Below are 18,960 nucleotides of genomic sequence, written 5' to 3' on the forward strand. Positions count from 1 at the left end.
GCAATGATCATCCGCCTCGCCTGCGTGCTGGTGCTGAGTCTGTTTTTGGCTGTAACGCCACAACTCCTGTCAGCACTGGCACAGAATGTCGGCCCTGTTGCCAATGAAGCTGCTCTTCAACTCGGGAGCGCAACAAACGCCGAATATACCACTCAATGCCGGCGGGAGGGGCTGAGTTGTTCGCTCGTTTATGCCGAGAGCTCATCGGAGCGGGCGAAGATAACCGACACGCCGCAGATTATTCCGAACGAGCCCGTCATTAGCGGGCCGCTTGCGATTATCGTGGTGGTCCTGGCTTTGGTGGCAATCATCGGTTTATGGCTGCGTTTTGGCGGCGGCGGTGTTCTGCTGTCTTCCGCACCGCGCGTGATGAAACGGCCGCAGGGAGAGGCTCCGGAAAGTTGGCGCACGTCACTGCAAGAAGAAGATGAGAAGCCGGAGCAATTTCTGCGGCGGATAGCCGTCATGGAAGATCGACGGCAAGCGCTTATTCAGTTGCTGCGGCGTTGCCTTCTTCATGCAGCCGACATGACTGGAACACGGCTTTTTCGCGCGGATACCGAACGCACCGTCATGGGCCGGTTGCCCGCTGACATGCCGGGAAGAAACGGTCTCGAAACGCTGCTGCGCGACACGCAACTTGTTCATTATGGCGGGCGCGTGCCAGGCGAAAGCCAGTTCGCGGCGCTGCTCGCAACTGCGCAAGACCTGCTCCTGAACGGGGGACGTGCCGATGCATAGAAGTGGCCCGCTCCTCTTTGTGCTTTTGCTGCTTGGTCTGGCAGCATTGCTGTTGGCTGCGCCATGGCAAAATGTGGCCTATGACCGTTCTGCCGTTGGCAGCAAGGGACTTGAAACATGGTTACAGTCCAACGGCATAGCCGTCAGCCGTTCTGGATCGCACGTTTCGCAGGCTCGATCTGAATTATCCTTTCGCATCTTGCCGTTGCGGCCACCGCTGACGAATGCCGGCACGGATGACGCCTCGGACACCGGCACGCCGATCGAAGCGGAGACCATCGAGGAAAAGCTGCACGAATTGCCTACGCTGATCGTGCTGCCCAAATGGCGGGACGCTATCGTGAAGGAAGGCATCGCACGTGGTTCGATGCTGGCTTCTGCTGACGGCATTTATCGCATGCTTGATGATCTTTATATCCCGGAATTGCGCATCAGACGTATCGGGCCTGTGTTTACGGAAACCAGTCTTTCCCTTGCGCAGGAACCTCCAGCGAAGGTTTCGCTTTATCGGGCGCAGCTATTTGACCGGCCTGGCGTGCCGGAGTTCTGCAAGGAGTTGGCGGGATTTTCGTCCGGTGCGCTGCTGTTGCAGTGCGAGGACGGAATTACGTTTTACCTGCTGTCCGATCCGGATATCCTGAATAATCACGGGCTGGCTTTGGCCGAAAATGCCAACTTCGCGCTGTCGCTGATCCGCAACCTGCGTGGCCTCGAAGATACCCGCCCCATCTATCTGGATACGGATTCACGCCTGCTGGATGAAGAAAAGCCTGTTGACGAAGGGCGAACCTACGAGCGTTCGATTTCGGACGTAGAGCGGCTTTTCGATTATCCACTGACGGCCATCTGGGTCTCTATTTTGCTCGTAACGGCGATTTGCTTCTGGCGAGGCGCTTATCGTTTCGGCCCACCGCTTGATGAAGCCGCCGGCCAGTCGTCCGGCAACGTCGAGATATCGAAGACGGCGGCAGTCGACGCCATGGCGCGGTTGCTGCGCATTTCCGGCAATGACGGCCGTATGGTGGCGCAATTCGTCCAGCATCTGCTTATGGACGCGGCTGTGCGGGTGTTCGGCTCGGGTGCGGGCAATCAGGCCGGCGTGGAGCGGCTGTTTCAACGCCTGTCCCGCCGGGATGAAGCACGGGCGAGCGAATTGCGGTCCGTGTCGCAAACGCTGATTGAGCATGGACCCACGATGCAGCCTTCGGAATTGCATCATAATCTTGAGACATTCAGGCAATTAATGAGGAGCACCGACCTTGGATCTGGATGAATTTCGTAACCTGATCGCCGCCGTGCGTGGCGAAATCGGCAAGGCGGTTCAGGGGCAGGAAGCGCTCGTCGACCTCGTGCTGATCTCGATCTTCGCACGCGGCCACTGTCTGGTGGAAGGTCCGCCGGGCACGGCAAAGACATTGCTCGCGCGTTCCGTTTCGGCGGTGATGGATCTGGAGTATCGCCGCATCCAGTTCACACCGGACCTGATGCCCGGCGACGTGCTGGGCGTCAACCTCTTCAACTTCCAGACGAGTCAGTTTCATCTCACCAAGGGGCCGGTATTCACCGATATCCTGCTGGCCGACGAAATCAATCGCGCCCCGCCGAAAACGCAGTCGGCATTGTTGCAGGCGATGAACGAGCGAACCGTGACCATCGACGGCACGGACTATTCGCTTGGGCCGAATTTCTTCGTGCTGGCAACGCAGAACCCCATTGAGCAGCAGGGTACTTATCCCCTGCCCGAGGCCCAACTCGACCGCTTCCTGTTCAAGCTGGTGGTTGATTTTCCGGATCGCGACATCGAAATCGCCATTCTATCGAAACACGCCGCGCAAGCCCTGCAATCCGATCTGCGCAACGCCGGCATTCAGCAACTCGTCTCCGCCGAGGCGCTGGCTGCCGGGCGGGCATTGGTGGATGAGATCCGTCTGGATAACACGATCCTCACTTACATCGTCGACCTCATCCGCGCCACGCGATCAGACCCGGATATCCTGCATGGCGCCTCGACCCGTGCCGCCGATGCGCTGGCCTCGGCGGTTCGCGTCCGCGCGGCGTTTGAAGGCCGGGACTATGGCTTGCCGGATGACGTGCAGGCATTGCTGGCACCGGCCTTGCGTCACCGCATCGTGCTCTCGCCATCGGCGGAGATCGACGGCCGCACGGCGGAAGACGTGTTGTCCAACATTAAAAACCGCGTGGACGCGCCCCGCTGATGCGGCCATCGTCGAAACTCGTTGCCGCCGTTCTGGTCCTCACGGGCGCGACCGTCATCGTCAGCATCTGGCTGACGGCGGCAGGCTGGCTGCTGTATGTCATATGGGGCGGTCTTGCCGCGCTCGTACTCGCGGATCTGGTGCTGTCCATTCCGTCGAGCAGGCTGAACGTGACTGTCGATCTGCCGGAACGTGGTTTCGTCGGACAAACGGTGCCTGTCACCGTTGAGATCCTGCCGCGCAGGGGTGCCCTGCCCCAGCGGATCGCCGCGCGGCTCGACGTGGCGCACGAACTTGGCGCGGGGGACAACGACATGTCGCTGCTCGGTCCTGACGCCGGACGCAAGAGCGCGACCGTATGGACGAAACTGCACCTGAAGCAGCGCGGTCAATATAGGGTGCGCGCGCTGTGGCTTATGTGGCAATCGCGTTTGGGGCTGCTCGATATCATCACCAAGACACCGGTCGAGCGCGAATTAACCGTTCTGCCAGATATATCGCCGGTTTTGTCGGGCGCCATCAACACACAGATGCTGCCGCTTGAAAGCGGCCAGAAAGACATGCGCATACGCGGCGACGGCTCGGAGTTTCACCAGCTTCGTGATTTCGCACCGGGCATGGACCCGCGCAGCATCGACTGGAAGCGCTCGGCGCGGATGCGCGATCTGGTGGTGCGCGAAACGCGGGCGGAGCGCAACCATCAGATTATCCTGTGCGTGGATAGCGGACGGCTGATGGTGGAGCGCGTGGCGGGCCTGCCCAAGCTCGACCGCGCCATTAATGCAGCATTGGCAATGTGCTGGGCCGCCGGGCTCGCGGGTGATCTTGTCGGGTTCTACAGTTTCGACAGCCGCCCGCGTGTGTTCGTGCCCGCATTTCCAGGGCGCTCGGCCTTCGCACGGTTACAGGCGGTGTGCGCGCAGTTGCGTTACGAGACACAGGAAACCAACCATACGCTGGGGTTGACGCACCTTTCCACCCGTCTGAAGCGCCGCTCGCTCATCGTCATATTCTCGGATTTTGTCGACACCATCACAGCCGAGTTGATGATCGAGAACATGCAGGTGCTGGCCCGGCACCACTTCATCATCTACGTCGCGTTGCGCGATCCCGTACTGACGGCGCTTGCGGAACCTGCCGAGATCGACCTCGACAGCATCGCCCGATCCGTGGCTGCCCGCCAGATCCTGCAGGAACGCCGTGCCGTGCTCGAAAAGCTCGCGCGGCTGGGCGTCATGTGCCTGGACAGCACGCCGGAAGCGCTCACCTCCGATCTGATCGCGCGTTACATCGAAATCAAATCGCGGGAGATGATATGATGCCTGCCGCCGTCGCCGAGCCAATGAACACCGGCACGCCGCTGGATAAAGATGCCAGTCAGGCAGATTTGCTGCGGTCTGCGCGCTTTCGTATGGAGCGCGAGGCGCATTGGCGGCGTCTTGATGCGCTCGTGACCCGCGCCGAAAAGGGCGGCATAATCTCGCTGAGCTATGACGAAACCCGCGATCTCGTCGAGCAATACAGGCAGGCCATGAACTCGTTGAGCGTGGCGCGGGATATTTCGCTGGATCGCGCGTTGGTGGCCTATCTCGAAAGCCTCTGTTCGCGTGCCTATCTCGTCGTTTACGCGCCACAGGAAAGCCTCGGCGGCCTGATGGGGCGGCTGCTGACACGCGGCATTCCGCAGGCGGTGCGCCGCTCCGCCCTGCCTTTGTTCATCGGTTTTCTGGCGCTGTTGCTGGGGATGGCGGCGGGATACAGGCTGTTTATCGAAGATGCGAGCTGGTTCTATACGTTCGTGCCGCCGGACCTCGCCGATATGCGCACACCGGAAGCATCGGCCAACTATCTGCGTTCGACGATCTATGGCGACGAACGGCATGAAGGCAGCCGGCTGGCGGCATTTTCCTCGTCACTTTTTTCGCATAACACCCGGATCGCCATTCTGATTTTCGCGCTCGGCATTTTCCTCGCCGTGCCGAGTTTCGTCCTGACCTTCTATAACGGCCTCGTCCTAGGGGCATTTTTCGGGATGTTCGCCCAAAAGGGGCTGGGCTACGATCTGTTTGCCTGGCTGTCGATCCACGGCGTCACCGAGCTGGCGGCCATCGCCATTGCCTGCGCTGGCGGTGCAAGGCTTGGCCTCGCCATTTTGCTGCCGGGACGACGAACCCGGCGAGCGGCATTGCGTCATGAGGCCCATGATGCCGTCAAGCTGGTCATTCTCGCAGGATTGATGCTGATTGCGGCAGCGTTCATCGAAGGGTTTCTGCGGCAATTGGTGCAATCGCCGATATTGCGATTGACCATCGGCTGGGGCATGGGGCTGTTCTGGCTTGGCTGGCTGCTGTTTTCCGGCCGCGAGAAGAAAATCAGGCGCGGGCGCTCGTGATGACAAAAAAACGGACCAGAAAAAGCGGCCCGCGTATCGAGCAATTTGTGCCCCCGGAGGGTGTGCCGGTCAATTTCACCATCGCAACGCTCGGTTCGCGTCTTGGCGCGCAACTGCTCGACCTCATCATCACTTACCTGATCGTCTTCATCTGTGCTGCCGGGCTGTTTTATGGCGGCATGCTGCCGGTTGAGGCGGAAACAGTGCTGATCGTACTGCTCGCGTTCCTGTTCCGCATTCCCTACTACATCATCTCGGAGCTGGTGTGGAATGGCCGCACTCTGGGCAAGCGGATCGCGGGCATTCGCGTCATCAATATAAACGGACGGCGCCTTACGCCGCATCAGGTGACGGCGCGTAACCTGATGAAGGAGGTGGAGTTTTTCACACCGCTGACAATGGTCTTTGCCGCCGCTGCGATGTCGAATTGGGGGATCGCGCTGCTGCTGGCGTGGGTGCTGGCAATCACCATCGTTCCGCTCGCCAACCGCCGCCGGCAACGGCTCGGCGACATGGTTGCCGGCACGCTGGTAGTCAACAATCCGCGCTCCGTGCTGCTGCCCGATCTGGTCGTGGCCTCAGCAGCGTCTGTGCCGGAGGCGGAGATGTTCGATTTCCTGCCGGAGCATCTCGATATCTATGGCACCTACGAATTGCAAACGCTGGAAGAGGTGCTGCGAGACCCCGCAAGGCGCGCCGTCACTGCGGAAATCGAGAGTATCGCCCGAGCGATCGTCAGGAAAATCGGCTATACCGACCCTGTGAAATCGGGACAGGAACTGGCATTCCTGAGCGCGTTTTACAAAGCCCAGCGCGAACATCTGGAAAAGCTGCGTCTGTTCGGCACAAGACGCGAGGACAAGTTTCATCACGCCGAGGGCGCAAACGCCGATACTGCCGCCGATCCTGTAAAAAGTTGACGCGCAAACACGAGTGTTCAGGAATCGAGACGCTGGATGAGATCCAGCATCACCGGCGCGCCGGGCAAAGGTAGCGTGGCGCTGACTTCCGGAATCAGCAGTTCCGCCAGTCCCGGCAAAGTGGTCGCGGTTTGCTCGCCGAGCGGGCCGCGGAAGCCGTGATCCGTCCAGGCAATGGCCTGAAGTTCAGGCGACAGCAAAGCGTCGATCAGCGGTGTGGCTTGCGTGCCGAGTGCAAGCAGGGGATGGGCAGAGTAGACCGTGGGGCGCGGATAGATCAAGACTGGCTTGGTTCCCCTGCCCGACTGAATGCGCTCCCAACGCTTGGGATCGGCCTGCGCCCATTCAACGAGCTGGTTTTCGTAGCCGACGATCATCGGCTCGCTGCCGGGGCCGCCGGCGATGTATTGATCGAACAGCTTACCGGAGCTGGGCGACTTGAAGCCCATTTCATCGAACACGGTTTTGACCGTGTTGAAATGCGCGTTGAGGTCGCCGGCATCCGGCACCGAGCCGGTGAGCGCACTCAGCACCAGCCCCGCGAACATGAAACCGGAGTTGGAGCGGTTGGGATCGGTCGAGGAAATCCGGATTGCGCCATACAGTGATGGCACGCCCAGATCCTTCCATGGCGTGCGGGCCGCGATGGCGGCGATCAGCGCGCGGGTGTCGATTTCGTAGTGACCGTCCGGCGTGCGGGTGACGAGGCCATTGGCCACAAGTCCGTCAACGATGTTGCTCCAGGAATAGATCACAATCGGTGTGTTGAGGATGGTCTGATCCCGGACGACAGGCAGGCCGTTCATCTTCGCCATTTCGGTCATCACGGACGACGACGGCCAGAGAAAATCCGGCTGCTGGTCGATCAATGATTTCTGCCGCACCATTTCAACTGAGCCGGCGATGGTGCTGTGCAGCGTTATGCCCTGCTTTCGCAGAAGATCGGCCACGCGCGGATTGGCGAGATAAGGCTGCTTCTCGCCGCCGACGAACCCCTTGAGTTCCGTGGCATTGCCGGTGAGACCGCGCAGAAGCGGGTTATCCTTGAGCGCCACATAGGCGCCGGTTCCGGCAATAGCGCCACCGATCAGGACGCCACCGAGAGCGCGACGCGATAATGTCATTGCTTGATATCCTGCTTGAGTGAGGCGTCTATCAGGCGAAGCTGCACATCCAGTGCCGAGAGTTCGTTTTCGACAAGCGTATCAGCATATTGATCGAACACGGTATCGAGCCGATCCACGACGCTCGACAACTCACGCAGGCGCTCAGGGTCGGGCCGGGTGCGGCCATGCAACACGAGATAGCCCTCGGCGATGCGCACGGTTTGGGGCAGATAATAGCTGACGAAACGCCCCACCGACGACGCCTTGCGCGGCTTTTTCTCGATATCCGCCAATATCCGCGCGCCCGTCTCTGCCAGATGGTTGAGACGTCCTGCCATTTCGCGGCCGGGCATGTCTCGCGCCAGCGCGCGCAACTTCCGCACGTGGGCGTCGCCCTCCTTTATGAGATCGCGGGCAAAGTCGAGCTGCCCCTTGCTGACCCCCGTGAAGGACAACCCCTCGAACAATCGTCTGGGAGACAGCAGCAACGTCACGCCCAGAAAGAGCACGACGCCAATGGCCGCGGAGACGAAAAGTGGAAAGCCCACGCCGACGGTGAGCAGCGGCACGCTGAGTGCCCCAACGACCCCGCCTGCAAGCCATTGCCAGTCGTTGCGCGAGAGCGCCGCCATCAGTTGTAACCCCGCATCGACCGGAAGGCGTCGATCAGGTCGCGCCGGCCATCGAAGACACGTCCGCCGGTGGCCTCAGCCAGTGCGTCGAGCTGGCGTTCGTCCGCATCCGCGAAAGTGATGCCGAACACGGGCGGCTTCGTGCTGTCCTCCCACGCACGCAGGAATTCATCCACGTGTCCGCCGCTTTTACCGTCCGACATGATGACGACTGCCGGCAGATATTCCTCGTTGCTGTTGATGTCGTCGATGTATTTCAGCGCCAGGGTCGCGCAGGCGTAAAGGTTGGTCCCACCGGCGGCGGAGAGGTTCTTGACGGCGGATAGCATCGCCTCCTGCTCCTCCTCGACGCCCGTCGACTGGAATTCTTCACGCGGGCGGGAGTCAAAGGGGATGATGACGATGCGATCCTGCGGCGACCACTGCACGAGCTGCCGTTTGGTCTGCTCCGGCGTCAGCAGGAACGTCATCGCCTCACGCAATTGCTGCACGCCTTCCCCGCTCATCGACCCGGAATAATCGAGACACATGGCGGTGACGGAGGGGCGGCGCAAGGCGCTTTGATAAAGATCCAGCGCCTGCCTGATTACATCCGGCTCCGGCATCCGGATGGTCGAGATGAGCTTTTCCGGATTGAAGTTCCATTCGGGCTCGGCTTGCGGGGTGGCGTTGGAGGCTGAGCCGAATGGCAGCCGGCGGCCAGTATCCGCGATGCGCTTCTGGATATCCGCCGATGTCAGATGAGATTGCAGCTTGAGGAAGAAATCTTCCGTGTCCGACTGCCCGGTGCGGTCGACAAATCCTAGCGGCGAGTCAGCGACGGCAACGCCTTCGCGCGGATAGATGGCGTAAAGCAGGTCTTCGCCCTTGTCCCGAAGCTGGTTGTTGGCGTCGCGGATCGTGACCTCGTAGTTCCACATGCCGTCATAACCTGCCCCGCGCTGCGCCGAGGCGACGTAGAGATCCGCCAGCCAGCCCGATGAACCGGCTGAACGCTGGATGCCCTTGAGCAGGGTTCTCACAGTTTCGGTGGTAGCGGGATCGTCGAGATCCTGCCGCCTGATCGTGTCGCCGTGGGTGACGGCGGCGGAGAGCATGGCGAGGTAAGCGCTGGCACCAGAGTTGGACTGGGTTGCGGACGTCATCACGTAACCCAGCTTGCCGTCCCTGATGGCGTTGACGATATCGGCCATCGACACGTCGCGACCGACCCAGCCAAGCTCACGCGCCAGAGGTTCGCGGACGCCAAGGACGACCGGATTCTGGGCGATTGAAGCCAGATGACGGACCTTGCGATCCTGATCGAAGATGTTGATCCAGATGCTGGCAGCCGGCCATACTGCGTCATACTTCTGCTCGGCATCGGAGAGCGACAGCCCGATATCGAGCGAGCCCAGATATGTGACGGCGCACTCGCGCTTCTGCGCGGCGCAGAACTCCTGCACGATCGGCTCCAGATCGCGGTTCTCGGAGCCCGCGACGATGGTGAACGTGTCCTTGGGCGCAGTGTCGGAACATGCACCCAGCGTCAGCAGGCACAGACAAGCCGCGATGAATTTGCGCATATCGGTTTCCTCAGGAGGATGTCAGGGCCTTCTTCAGGTCGTCCGTCATGTGCTCAAGCTGCTTTTCAGCCTGGGCCCGCTTTTGCTGCCCTTCCTGCTGAATCCGGATAACCGACTGGATGGTATCCACAAGATCCTTGTTGGCGCTCTGCAATGCCTCGATGCTGACGATGCCCTTCTGGGACTGCTTCTCGATGGCGATGGCCTGATCCTTCATCATTTCCGCCGCCTGCTGGATCATCCTGTCGGTGGCGTCGGTCACGGCTTCCTGCAACTCCAGCGCCTTGCGCTGGCGGTGAAGGCCGAGCAGGATGACCATCTTCTGCTTCCACGCCGGCACGGTCAGCGTCGTCGTTGCCTGAAGATTCTCGATCAGCGTCTGGTCGCCGGACTGGATGATGCGGATCTGCGGCAGTTGCTGGATCGCGATCTGGCGGGCCTGCTGCAGGTAATACACCCGCTTTTCCAGCCGGTCGATGGACTGCACGGCATCCTGATATCTCTGCGCGGCAATGGCATCGCCGGAATCGGTCGCCGCCTTTTGCAGTTGCGGCAGCGTGGTGGCGCGGTATTCCTCTGCGAACGACTTACCGGCCTCGATATGCACGTCGAGACGCCGCAGGGAGGTCAGGGTGCGGTCATAAAGGTCATCGAACAGGGCTATGTCCTGCGTCAGCACATCCTTGTGCTTGTCAAGTTCAAGGCTGATGCGGTCGATCTGGCTGGCGACATCCTGAAACTGCATCGAGAACTTTTCCAGCTCCCGCTCGGCGGAACCGAAAATGCGCGACAGGAAACCCCGCTCCTTAAGGGATGCCGGGTCCAGCCCCTTCGATTTGAGCAGGATCTCACTCAACAGCGTCCCGGCCTCGCCGATGTCCTTGGATTGGATCTGCGCAAGGATGTTGTCGACATACCGGGTGACGTCCCGCTGCGCCCCGTCGCCGTAGGTGGCAATGGCCGCACGGTCGCCGATGTCGATGGATGCCGCGATGCGCGCGACTTCAGCCGGATCGGCCACGGGAACCGGAAGCCCCTCCGCCCGTGTCTGGAGACTGTTGCGGGTGTCGGGACTGTTGGATGACGCCATGATGCAAACCCTGTCTGGAAAGCGGGAAATCGACCGTAATCGTTGTGAACAGTTAATATGACGATTTTGTTGCAAATCCCCACGCGGCAGCGTCGAAGAGCAGCCGCGCGGGGCATATTGCGTTAGGTTTCGTTCCAGATTGCCTTGGCGACGGTGACGACGAGTTCGAGCTTGCGCCGCTGCTCGTCCTCGGTCAACGCGTTGCCGTGCTCGGTCGATGCGAAGCCACATTGGGGCGCGATGCCGAGCTGGTCGATATCGACGTATTTCGTCGCCTCGTCGAATTTGCGCTTGATATCGTCAAGGCTTTCCAACGCCGGCGTCTTGGTGGTGATGAAGCCGGGCAGCACGCGCTTCTTGCCCTTGGGCAGCAGGCGCAAAGGTTCCAGACCACCGGAGCGCTCGTCGTCGTACTCCATGAAGTAGACGTCGACATCCGCCTTGTTGAAAATCGCGTCCGCCGCCGCGTCGTAGCCGCCTTCCGCAGCCCAGGTGGACTTGAAATTGCCCCGGCACATATGCATGCCGATGACCATATCGGCCGGACGATCCTTGATGGCCTCGTTCAGCATCCATGCGTAGCGGTCGATCAGCCAGTCAGGGTCCATGCCCTCGGCCTGCTTTTCCGCTCGGTGTTTGGGATCGCCAAGGAAGGCGAAGTAGATGTCGTCCAGTTGCAGGTAGCGGCAACCGGCATCGTAAAAAGCCTTCACAGCGTCCTTATAGGTGTCCGCGATGGCCTGAAAGAAAACTTGTGGGTCTTGGTACGGCGCGTAGCCGTTCGTCTCCTTCGTCACGCGGAAATGCACGCATGACGGACCGGGAATCGATATTTTCGGGCAAACGTGAGTGTGCGCGGCGACGAAACGGAAATGTTCGATCATCGGATGATCGGCAGGGAAGCTCAGCGGCCCGGTCACCTGCGGATAATAGGGCGGCAGATGCGTGCCGGCAAAGCTCAGGCCCTCGCCTTCGCGCCTGACGATATCGTAACCGTTCAGCAGCCCCATGAAATCGTAGTGCCAGAACGAGCGGCGAGCCTCGCCGTCCGTCACCACCTTGAGGCCGACGTCTTCCTGCATACGGATCAGAGCCGGTATCTCACGATCCTCGACGGCTTTGAGCGCATCTCCGGTCAGGCCTTGATGACGGGCCTCGGCAATCGCCTTGGGGCGCAGCAGGCTGCCCACATGGTCGGCCCGGAAAGGCGGGTGCTGATACGTCGTCATGAAACGTCCTTTCTTCGGCATTGCCGGAACCATGCATGGTCCCGGCGCGCGTCGCCAGTCGCGGTAGACCGGCGACCCCGAAAGGCGACTGCGCATCCGCAGGTGGCCGGCGTGACTCAATCAGATAAGGTCACGCATACCACCTTGACGCTGCCGTGCAATACGAACGTGTCAGTATCAGCGTCTGCCTCCCCCATTATTGCAGCAGATGCAGGTTTTAGCCTGCTGAGGATTTTACTCCGCCGGAGCCGCTGACAACGCGCCTGCCCCTCTGATGCCGTGCCGTTTCGGCCCGATGAAGCAGACAATGCCCAGAATGATGCCGGAGACCGTCGCGATCATACCGGCGGCGCTGACGCTGGATGTCGCGCCGATCCACAACGGGCCGTAACCCGCAAGGATATAGCCGAACACCGCCGAGAGGGTTGCGAAAACCACGCTCCACGTTATCTGGGCTGGCATGCGATCCGTCATCAGACGCGCGGCGGATGGCGGGCAGATGAACATGGCGATGACGATGATCGACCCCACCGCGTCGAAGGCCGCAACGGCGGCAACGGCAACCATCACGATCAGCCCGAAGCCCACGCCCTGCGGCCGCGCGCCGATGCTGTCCGCAAAGGCCGTATCGAACGTGCCGATCACCAGTTCCTTCCAGAAAATGGCGATGAAGGCCGAGACCGCGACCAGCACAATGGCGAGCCGTGGAAGCTGCGGCGGGATTTCGGCAAGCGCCTGCGGATCGAGCAGCGATCCCCAGCTATCGCCCGCCAGCCAGATCAGGCTTTCGAGGTTGCCGTAAAGCGCGTGCTCCACGTCCAGATGCACCTTGCTGGTGTCGGTTTGCTCAAGCAGCAGCACGCCGCTCGCGAACAGGGTTGTGAGCACCACGCCGATGGCCGCGCCCGGCTCGACATTGCCAACCTTGCGCACCAGCTCGATCAGCAGCGCCGCGACGATGGCCGCCCCCGCCGCGCCCACCAGCATGGGGCCGACATCGAGCGTGCCGGACAGGATGACAGCCAGCACGATGCCGGGCAGCGCGACATGGGACACCGCGTCGCCGATCATACTCTGGCGGCGCAGCACGAGGAAGTTGCCCAGCAGCGCGCAGGCTATGCATGCCAGCACGCCTATCGCCAGCGGCATCAGGGAGAGTTGGACGAAATCGTTGCTCATGGACTTGTGCTCACGGCTGGGCCTGTTGAAGCGAAAGGCGGCGGTCGAGATCGGCAATCAGATCGGGCGGCAGCGCCTCCTTGATGGCCGTCACACCCTGATGCGTGGTGCCCGCCGCTTCCTCCGGATAGAGGCGGCAATAGAGCGCCCAGCGGGCTTCGTCCCGTACAACCTCGGCCCCCGCCGCCTGCCCCTGGGGAGTCGCCACGCCATCACGGCGCACGAGGCCCTTCCGCTGCAGAATGCGCAGCGTCACGGGATCGCGGATGCGCTTGCCACGCGCCAGCGCCAGCATGCCCTGCCGCTCGTGGACGTCATGCCGGAACGAGAGCTTGCGCAAATTACCGGCGAACAGCCCGCTGCGCGGCGAGAACAGCATGGAGGCGATGAATACACCGAACGCGACGAGCACGATCAGCGGGCCGGTCGGCAACCCGCCGTCCAGCGACGAAATGATGGCACCGAGATAAGCCGATACCGCGCCGATGGCCGCCGCGATGATGGGCATCGGCTCCGGCCTGTCGGTCCAGAACCGGGCTGTGACCGGGGGAATGATGGTCATGGCCACGATGAGCACGAGGCCCGCGACCTTGAGGCCGATCACGGTGATGGCGAGCAAGAGGCCGAGCATCACGAGATCCGTCAATCTCACGTTGACACCCCGCACGGCGGCATACTCCTGATCGAAGCAGACCAGCGTAAACGAGCGGCGCATGACGAAGATCACCGCGCCAACCACCAATGCCGCAATGGCGATGGTTTCATCCTCGGAGCGCAGCATTCCGGCCGTCGAGCCGACGAGATAATCGGAAATGCCCGCCTGCCTCCCCGTTTCCATGGACTGGATGACGGTGAGGAGCACGATGCCGAAACCGAAGAACACCGACAGCACCGAACCGATGGCCGCATCCTCGGCAAGGCGCGTATGGCGCACCATCCATTCCACCACGACCAGACCGATACCGGCACTGATGGCGGCGCCGATCATCAGCCCGCCGACCCAGCGGCCATCCCCGGTGACGAGGGCCATAAAAATAAAGGCCAGCGCGAGACCCGGCAGCGTTGCATGGCTGATGGTATCGCTGACGAGCGAGCGCTTGCGCAGCAGCACGAATGCGCCGATAGCCCCGGCGCTGGCACCCAGAATGGCCGAGCCGATGGAAACGACCGTGGTGTTATACCCCGCCTGAAAGACGAGAGCGGAGAGAAATGCGTCCATGAGCTGACTCCGACAAACTGGATTCCGTGCCTTGCACCCTGCCCGCTCAAGACCCGGTGGCCGCGAACTGGGCGACCTGCCCCATCTGGAGCCTGCCACCATATGCGGTCTGCAGGTTCTCATGCGTGAACGCCGTCGCGACGGGGCCGTCGGCGATCTTGCGCACGTTGACCATCAGTACATGGGTGAAGTACTCGGGCACCGTCGCCAGATCGTGGTGGACGCACATCACCGTGTTGCCGGCCGCGTTCACCTCCTTGAGCACGGAGATGATGGCGCGCTCCGTCGCCGCATCCACACCGGCGAAGGGCTCGTCCATGATGTAAAGGTCCGCGTCCTGCGCCAGCGCACGCGCCAGAAACACGCGCTGCTGCTGACCGCCGGAAAGCTGGCCGATCTGCCGGTGGGCGAAACTTTCGAGGCCGACGCGCGCAAGGCACTCCATAGCCTTGTCACGGTGTTTCCTGCCGGCGAAGCGCAAGAAGCCGATCTCGCGATAAAGCCCCATGATGACAACATCGAGAACCGTGGCGGGAAAATCCCAATCCACGCTGGCGCGCTGCGGAACATAGGCAATGCGGTGACGCACGTCGGCATAAGGTTCGCCGAACACGGTGACGTCACCGGAAATCCGCGGCACGATGCCGAGGGACGCCTTGATCAGCGTCGACTTGCCGGCTCCGTTGGGTCCGATGATCGCCAGCATAGCGTCCTTCGGCGTGACGAAATCAACGGAAAACAGCACCGGCTTCTCGCCGTAGGACACCGTCAAGCCGCTGATCGACAGAGGGCTTTCCGGATGGCCGTGAGCAGACGCGACACAATCCAGCGCCACGAGCTGCGGGTTCACGAGCTGCGGGTTATTGTCAATCGCCATCTCTGCTCCTTTATGAAATGGGCATAAGCAACTCTGCTGACCGGGACGGCTCACCCGTCCCGGTTCCGGCTGGCCCGGCAAACCGCGGGGCCAGCGTGTCAGAAGCAGTGCATCAGTGTGCGAGCTTGCCGTTGAGACCCGTTTTCGGAGCCTCGCCGCCAAGGGCGCGTGCGATCACGGTGGCGTTGTGATCGATCATGCCGATGTAGGTGCCCTCATAAGTGCCGGGTGCGCCCATGGAGTCGGAGAACAGTTCGCCGCCGACGATCACCTTGTGGTCGCGTGCCGCAGCACCCTCGGTCAGCGCCTTGACGTTGCGATCCGACACGGAAGACTCGACGAAGATCGCCCCGATCTTCCTGTCCACCAGCAGATTGACGAGATCCTCAATGTGCTTCAGGCCGGCCTCGCTTTCGGTCGATACGCCCTGAATGCCCATCACTTCATAGTTGTACGCTTTGCCGAAATAGCCGAACGCGTCGTGCGCGGAAATGAACACGCGCGAGGCTTCCGGAACCGTCCCCAGAACCTTGTCGGAATAAGCCGCCAGCGCATCGATTTCAGCGATATGACGCTCCGCATTGGAAGCAAAGTCAGCCTTGCCGGCGGGGTCGAGCTTCGTCAGTTGATCGCGCGCGGTGTTGACGACGATCTTCCACAGACGGGGGTTCATCCAGACGTGCGGATCGAAGCGGTTTTCATATTCCTCGCTGGGCAGAAGCTGGTCTTTTGGCAGATTTTCCGCCAAAGCGATCACCGGCTTGCGCTTTGCCAGATCCTCAAGAAAACCTTCGAGCTGTGCCTCAAGATAAAGACCATGCCAGAATACGGCGTCGGCCTTGACCATGGCGGCGATGTCGGAACGGGTCTGGCGGTAGACATGCGGATCGACGCCGGGCTTCATCAACGCCTTCACTTCAACCCGGCCGCCGCCCACCTGCTTTACAGCATCGGCAATCATACCGGTCGTGGCGACGACATTGATCTTCTTGTTCTGTGCGGAAGCCGGAGCAACTGCCACCACAGCTGCCAATGCAGCACCCATCACGCCGCCCACGACAGCGCGCTTCAAAAAGTGAAACATGAAAACCTCTCCCTGCCGGCGCGCCAGCATGGCAACGCCCAAGAAATTAAAATACAGATTTTAAAAATTTTAATGTATTTATGCGCATACAAGAGAATTTTGCATGAAAATACAACAAAAATTTAACAAAATTTCTTTGCTGTTGGATATTTTTTACATTATAAATTATTGATTATTTTTCACGTAAGCTTGAATTTTATTTTTCAATTTTCGTCAATTTATAATATTGCCATTATTTTTATATTTAATGTTATACATATATACATTTTATGCAAAGGATGATGTCCCGTTGAGTAGACATCCGGTACGGAGCGGGGGCAAGAATTGATCCTTGCGGGAAAGTGTCGGAGAATTGCCGTGCTGATAGCGCAAACGGTCGGGTCATATCGAGATGGATGAGATCAAAGCTTTCCGTACCTTCCTGCTGGCAGCGCAAAAACGAAATTTTGCCCAGGTCGCGCGCGAACTGGACACGACTCCCGCGTTCGTCACCCGCACCATCGCGGCGCTTGAGGCGCAACTCGGGGTGCAACTGTTCGTCAGAACGACACGGCGTGTATCGCTGACCACGGACGGCGCACTGTTCGCCGCCCGCATCGACCCCGCGATGCGCATGCTGGTGGATGCGCGCACCGACATGATCAATGCGCATAAGGCAGATGAAGGCCGCTTGCGGCTGAACGCGCCGATGTCGCTAGGGCAGCGTGTTTTGCCGCAAATTCTGGGCAGCTTTCGTAATCTTTATCCAAAGATCGCCATCGAACTGTCGCTGACGGACCGGCTGGTCGACATGGTCGAGCAGGACTTCGACCTTGCCATCCGGATCTCGGGGCCACCTTCGGACAAATTCACGATCTGGCGCAAGATCTGCGAGGTCAGGCGCATCCTCGTCGCCGCACCCGGCTCCACCTGCTCCGCTGCAATGCATCCAAATGAACTCAACCCCGACGCCTGCCTCGCCTATAGCCCGGACAGCCGGCTAGAAACGTGGGAGCTTTCAGACGGCAAAACCACGGTGACCGTCTCCGCCGGCCGTTCGGTCAGCGCCAACAACGGCGAATTGCTGGCCCGGATGGCAGCCGATGGCGCGGGCGTCACGCTGCTGCCGGTGTTCATCGTTGCGGACCATCTCAAGGCCGGGCGCCTCGTCCCGATTCTGTCCGGCTGGCAACCGCCACAGCTCTGGCTGACGCTCTACTACCCGCCTTACCAGAAACTACCGCCGCGCATCGATGCGTTTTCCAACTTCGTTGAACAAAACATTCCGGCGCTGATGACAACGCTTGAATAGAGCACCCCGCGGTCAAGTCATTTCCAGGTCATTTCCAAGTCATTTCATTGAATTGAACGCAAATTTCATCAGACAACGAAACCTCTCCGGCCGATATTTTATGCCGTCTAATCAATAATAAGCCGGTTGCCTGTGCGCAGCCGCGCGTAATCGCGTCTGGTAAAAGGCACGGTAGGGAATCGTTAACCATTTTAATTGACATATATGTCGTGCAATGCGACATCATCAGCGCGCGGATGCACTGAAAGAATCGGCGACATCAAGACTTTCCCGATTCTTTCACGAATATTGATAGCTGCAATCATATCAACGGCTTAACCGTCTATGATTGCCTCATAATCGTGAAGCCGAAAGGCATTGGTGAAACATGTCATCCGGTCGATCGCGCCATTCCCCGCATTTTAAACCGCATCGTACCTTCACGACGACCCGATATGCGTCGTATATGCGGACAATAATGGCACTTGGCATCGGCTTGTCCTGTATGACGGCCTGCGCGCCGCGTTTCGATCCTCAGTCGCTTGAAATCATCAGTGAAACAAGTCAGGTGTCGCTCAGCCGCGCCATGCTCGTTCCATCCATCGGCACGACGCCGATCATCGGCGTGCTCGAAAGCCGGTACACCAACGCCTATGTGCAGGAACTGATCCTCCAGACCGACTCACGCCGGCCCGGACAAAGCCGCTATCACGTTACCTTCATGCTGCCGGGGGAAACCGGCGGCCCCGGCACCCGGGATCTCGAAGTGAGGCGTATCGATCCGTTCTTGATCCAGAAAGAGCTTGCGGAACGCTTCCCCGATGTCGCGATGGAGATGTCGGCTTATTTCGTCCAGAACCGCTTCGGGCCTTTCGGATTCGCCACGGGCCGGACGACTGCGGGCGACACGTGCATCTATGCATGGCAGACGATCACCCGCAGCCGGGCGGCATCCCTCATCGACGGTGTCGGCGGAAGGATCGATATTCGCCTGGATATGTGCGACTCCGGCGCCAGCGTCGGCGATCTGCTGGAGATGATGTACGGCTTCACCATCAATGCCTATCTCGCGCGCTGGAACTGGCAACCTTATGACGGCACGCCGTCGCTCAATCCCGATATCGGCACGCCTGGCGAGGATATCCGGCCGCCCGTACTGACCCCGCCCGATCCGCAGCCGCTATCGCGCTCTCCCGTCAGACCGGCTGCGGCAAGGGAAGCTGCGGCAAGAGAGGCTCCCGCAAGGTCGGGCCGGCAAGATGCGCCGCTTGAACTAATCGATTTCCTCGACGTGCCACCCCCTGCCACGCGGAACACCGCCACCGGGCGGTGGCCTGCCGAAAGCCGGGGCGACGATCCCGTCGATCTGCGCAACTACCCCACCATTCCACTGCCTCCGCCCTGACCTGTCCGCGAATTTCGTCAGCCGCCTGCTCCGAA

The 18,960-nt window shown here is 60.5% G+C and carries 17 protein-coding genes; 8 read left to right on the forward strand and 9 right to left on the reverse strand.

Annotation, left to right across the window (positions count from 1 at the left end):
• Window positions 1-3 precede the first annotated feature (3 nt).
• Genes FHS81_RS10935 through FHS81_RS10960 form a run of 6 tightly spaced genes read left to right on the forward strand, consistent with a single transcriptional unit; the run spans window position 4 to window position 6,269 of the window.
• Entirely contained in the window at window positions 4-741 is a 738-nt protein-coding gene (locus tag FHS81_RS10935; RefSeq protein WP_183752913.1) for a hypothetical protein, read from the forward strand.
• Window positions 734-2,014 (forward strand): hypothetical protein, encoded by a 1,281-nt coding sequence (locus tag FHS81_RS10940; RefSeq protein WP_183752915.1) that lies wholly within the window; start codon window positions 734-736, stop codon window positions 2,012-2,014. The genes FHS81_RS10935 and FHS81_RS10940 overlap by 8 nt, the downstream gene beginning before the upstream one ends.
• Window positions 2,001-2,957, forward strand: coding sequence for an AAA family ATPase (locus tag FHS81_RS10945; protein WP_183752917.1), 957 nt, complete (start codon window positions 2,001-2,003; stop codon window positions 2,955-2,957). The genes FHS81_RS10940 and FHS81_RS10945 overlap by 14 nt, the downstream gene beginning before the upstream one ends.
• Window positions 2,957-4,276 carry a DUF58 domain-containing protein gene (locus tag FHS81_RS10950; protein WP_183752919.1) on the forward strand — a complete coding sequence of 440 codons (1,320 nt, stop codon included), beginning with the start codon at window positions 2,957-2,959 and terminating at the stop codon, window positions 4,274-4,276. The genes FHS81_RS10945 and FHS81_RS10950 overlap by 1 nt, the downstream gene beginning before the upstream one ends.
• Window positions 4,276-5,349 carry a stage II sporulation protein M gene (locus FHS81_RS10955; protein WP_183753258.1) on the forward strand — a complete coding sequence of 358 codons (1,074 nt, stop codon included), beginning with the start codon at window positions 4,276-4,278 and terminating at the stop codon, window positions 5,347-5,349. The genes FHS81_RS10950 and FHS81_RS10955 overlap by 1 nt, the downstream gene beginning before the upstream one ends.
• Window positions 5,349-6,269, forward strand: coding sequence for an RDD family protein (locus tag FHS81_RS10960; RefSeq protein WP_183752921.1), 921 nt, complete (start codon window positions 5,349-5,351; stop codon window positions 6,267-6,269). The genes FHS81_RS10955 and FHS81_RS10960 overlap by 1 nt, the downstream gene beginning before the upstream one ends.
• 17 nt (window positions 6,270-6,286) lie before the next feature.
• On the opposite strand, the gene FHS81_RS10965 is transcribed toward FHS81_RS10960, so the two are convergent.
• The 9 genes from FHS81_RS10965 to FHS81_RS11005 form a co-directional block, all read right to left on the reverse strand.
• The gene (locus FHS81_RS10965; protein WP_183752923.1) at window positions 6,287-7,393 is read right to left on the reverse strand and encodes a hypothetical protein; all 1,107 of its coding nucleotides are present in this window, start codon (window positions 7,391-7,393) and stop codon (window positions 6,287-6,289) included.
• Complete coding sequence (locus FHS81_RS10970) at window positions 7,390-8,007, reverse strand: 5-bromo-4-chloroindolyl phosphate hydrolysis family protein (protein ID WP_183752925.1); 618 nt, start codon at window positions 8,005-8,007, stop codon at window positions 7,390-7,392. Before FHS81_RS10970 ends, FHS81_RS10965 begins: the two co-directional genes overlap by 4 nt.
• Window positions 8,007-9,572, reverse strand: coding sequence for a VWA domain-containing protein (locus FHS81_RS10975; protein WP_183752927.1), 1,566 nt, complete (start codon window positions 9,570-9,572; stop codon window positions 8,007-8,009). The genes FHS81_RS10970 and FHS81_RS10975 overlap by 1 nt, the downstream gene beginning before the upstream one ends.
• A gap of 10 nt (window positions 9,573-9,582) precedes the next feature.
• Complete coding sequence (locus FHS81_RS10980; RefSeq protein ID WP_183752929.1) at window positions 9,583-10,662, reverse strand: toxic anion resistance protein; 1,080 nt, start codon at window positions 10,660-10,662, stop codon at window positions 9,583-9,585.
• 122 nt (window positions 10,663-10,784) lie between these two features.
• The gene (locus FHS81_RS10985; RefSeq protein ID WP_183752932.1) at window positions 10,785-11,891 is read right to left on the reverse strand and encodes a 5-methyltetrahydropteroyltriglutamate--homocysteine S-methyltransferase; all 1,107 of its coding nucleotides are present in this window, start codon (window positions 11,889-11,891) and stop codon (window positions 10,785-10,787) included.
• Window positions 11,892-12,125: 234 nt separating this feature from the next.
• Window positions 12,126-13,070 carry a metal ABC transporter permease gene (locus FHS81_RS10990; protein ID WP_183752934.1) on the reverse strand — a complete coding sequence of 315 codons (945 nt, stop codon included), beginning with the start codon at window positions 13,068-13,070 and terminating at the stop codon, window positions 12,126-12,128.
• A gap of 10 nt (window positions 13,071-13,080) precedes the next feature.
• Complete coding sequence (locus FHS81_RS10995; RefSeq protein WP_183752936.1) at window positions 13,081-14,289, reverse strand: metal ABC transporter permease; 1,209 nt, start codon at window positions 14,287-14,289, stop codon at window positions 13,081-13,083.
• Between the two features lie 46 nt (window positions 14,290-14,335).
• A complete protein-coding gene (locus FHS81_RS11000; protein WP_183752938.1) occupies window positions 14,336-15,166 on the reverse strand; it encodes a metal ABC transporter ATP-binding protein in 831 nt (276 codons plus the stop codon).
• Between the two features lie 112 nt (window positions 15,167-15,278).
• A complete protein-coding gene (locus FHS81_RS11005; protein WP_183752939.1) occupies window positions 15,279-16,250 on the reverse strand; it encodes a metal ABC transporter solute-binding protein, Zn/Mn family in 972 nt (323 codons plus the stop codon).
• Between the two features lie 391 nt (window positions 16,251-16,641).
• On the opposite strand from FHS81_RS11005, the gene FHS81_RS11010 reads away from it, so the two are divergent.
• Both FHS81_RS11010 and bcsN read left to right on the forward strand, forming a co-directional pair.
• A complete protein-coding gene (locus FHS81_RS11010) occupies window positions 16,642-17,541 on the forward strand; it encodes a LysR family transcriptional regulator (RefSeq protein ID WP_183752941.1) in 900 nt (299 codons plus the stop codon).
• Window positions 17,542-18,025: 484 nt separating this feature from the next.
• A complete protein-coding gene (gene bcsN, locus FHS81_RS11015; protein ID WP_183752943.1) occupies window positions 18,026-18,925 on the forward strand; it encodes a cellulose biosynthesis protein BcsN in 900 nt (299 codons plus the stop codon).
• Window positions 18,926-18,960: the final 35 nt, after the last annotated feature.

It is taken from the genome of Pseudochelatococcus contaminans, from assembly GCF_014195635.1.
Lineage (GTDB): Bacteria > Pseudomonadota > Alphaproteobacteria > Rhizobiales > Beijerinckiaceae > Pseudochelatococcus > Pseudochelatococcus contaminans.

Excerpts from the sequence above, each read along its gene's own strand:
- FHS81_RS10965 (WP_183752923.1), bottom strand. The coding sequence starts at position 7,393 with ATGACATTATCGCGTCGCGCTCTCGGTGGCGTCCTGATCGGTGGCGCT.
- FHS81_RS10985 (WP_183752932.1), bottom strand. The coding sequence starts at position 11,891 with ATGACGACGTATCAGCACCCGCCTTTCCGGGCCGACCATGTGGGCAGC.
- FHS81_RS11010 (WP_183752941.1), top strand. The coding sequence starts at position 16,642 with ATGGATGAGATCAAAGCTTTCCGTACCTTCCTGCTGGCAGCGCAAAAA.
- bcsN (WP_183752943.1), top strand. The coding sequence starts at position 18,026 with ATGACGGCCTGCGCGCCGCGTTTCGATCCTCAGTCGCTTGAAATCATC.
- FHS81_RS11000 (WP_183752938.1), bottom strand. The coding sequence starts at position 15,166 with ATGGCGATTGACAATAACCCGCAGCTCGTGAACCCGCAGCTCGTGGCG.
- FHS81_RS10995 (WP_183752936.1), bottom strand. The coding sequence starts at position 14,289 with ATGGACGCATTTCTCTCCGCTCTCGTCTTTCAGGCGGGGTATAACACC.
- FHS81_RS10970 (WP_183752925.1), bottom strand. The coding sequence starts at position 8,007 with ATGGCGGCGCTCTCGCGCAACGACTGGCAATGGCTTGCAGGCGGGGTC.
- FHS81_RS10990 (WP_183752934.1), bottom strand. The coding sequence starts at position 13,070 with ATGAGCAACGATTTCGTCCAACTCTCCCTGATGCCGCTGGCGATAGGC.
- FHS81_RS10950 (WP_183752919.1), top strand. The coding sequence starts at position 2,957 with ATGCGGCCATCGTCGAAACTCGTTGCCGCCGTTCTGGTCCTCACGGGC.
- FHS81_RS10960 (WP_183752921.1), top strand. The coding sequence starts at position 5,349 with ATGACAAAAAAACGGACCAGAAAAAGCGGCCCGCGTATCGAGCAATTT.
- FHS81_RS10955 (WP_183753258.1), top strand. The coding sequence starts at position 4,276 with ATGCCTGCCGCCGTCGCCGAGCCAATGAACACCGGCACGCCGCTGGAT.
- FHS81_RS10980 (WP_183752929.1), bottom strand. The coding sequence starts at position 10,662 with ATGGCGTCATCCAACAGTCCCGACACCCGCAACAGTCTCCAGACACGG.
- FHS81_RS11005 (WP_183752939.1), bottom strand. The coding sequence starts at position 16,250 with ATGTTTCACTTTTTGAAGCGCGCTGTCGTGGGCGGCGTGATGGGTGCT.
- FHS81_RS10975 (WP_183752927.1), bottom strand. The coding sequence starts at position 9,572 with ATGCGCAAATTCATCGCGGCTTGTCTGTGCCTGCTGACGCTGGGTGCA.
- FHS81_RS10935 (WP_183752913.1), top strand. The coding sequence starts at position 4 with ATGATCATCCGCCTCGCCTGCGTGCTGGTGCTGAGTCTGTTTTTGGCT.
- FHS81_RS10940 (WP_183752915.1), top strand. The coding sequence starts at position 734 with ATGCATAGAAGTGGCCCGCTCCTCTTTGTGCTTTTGCTGCTTGGTCTG.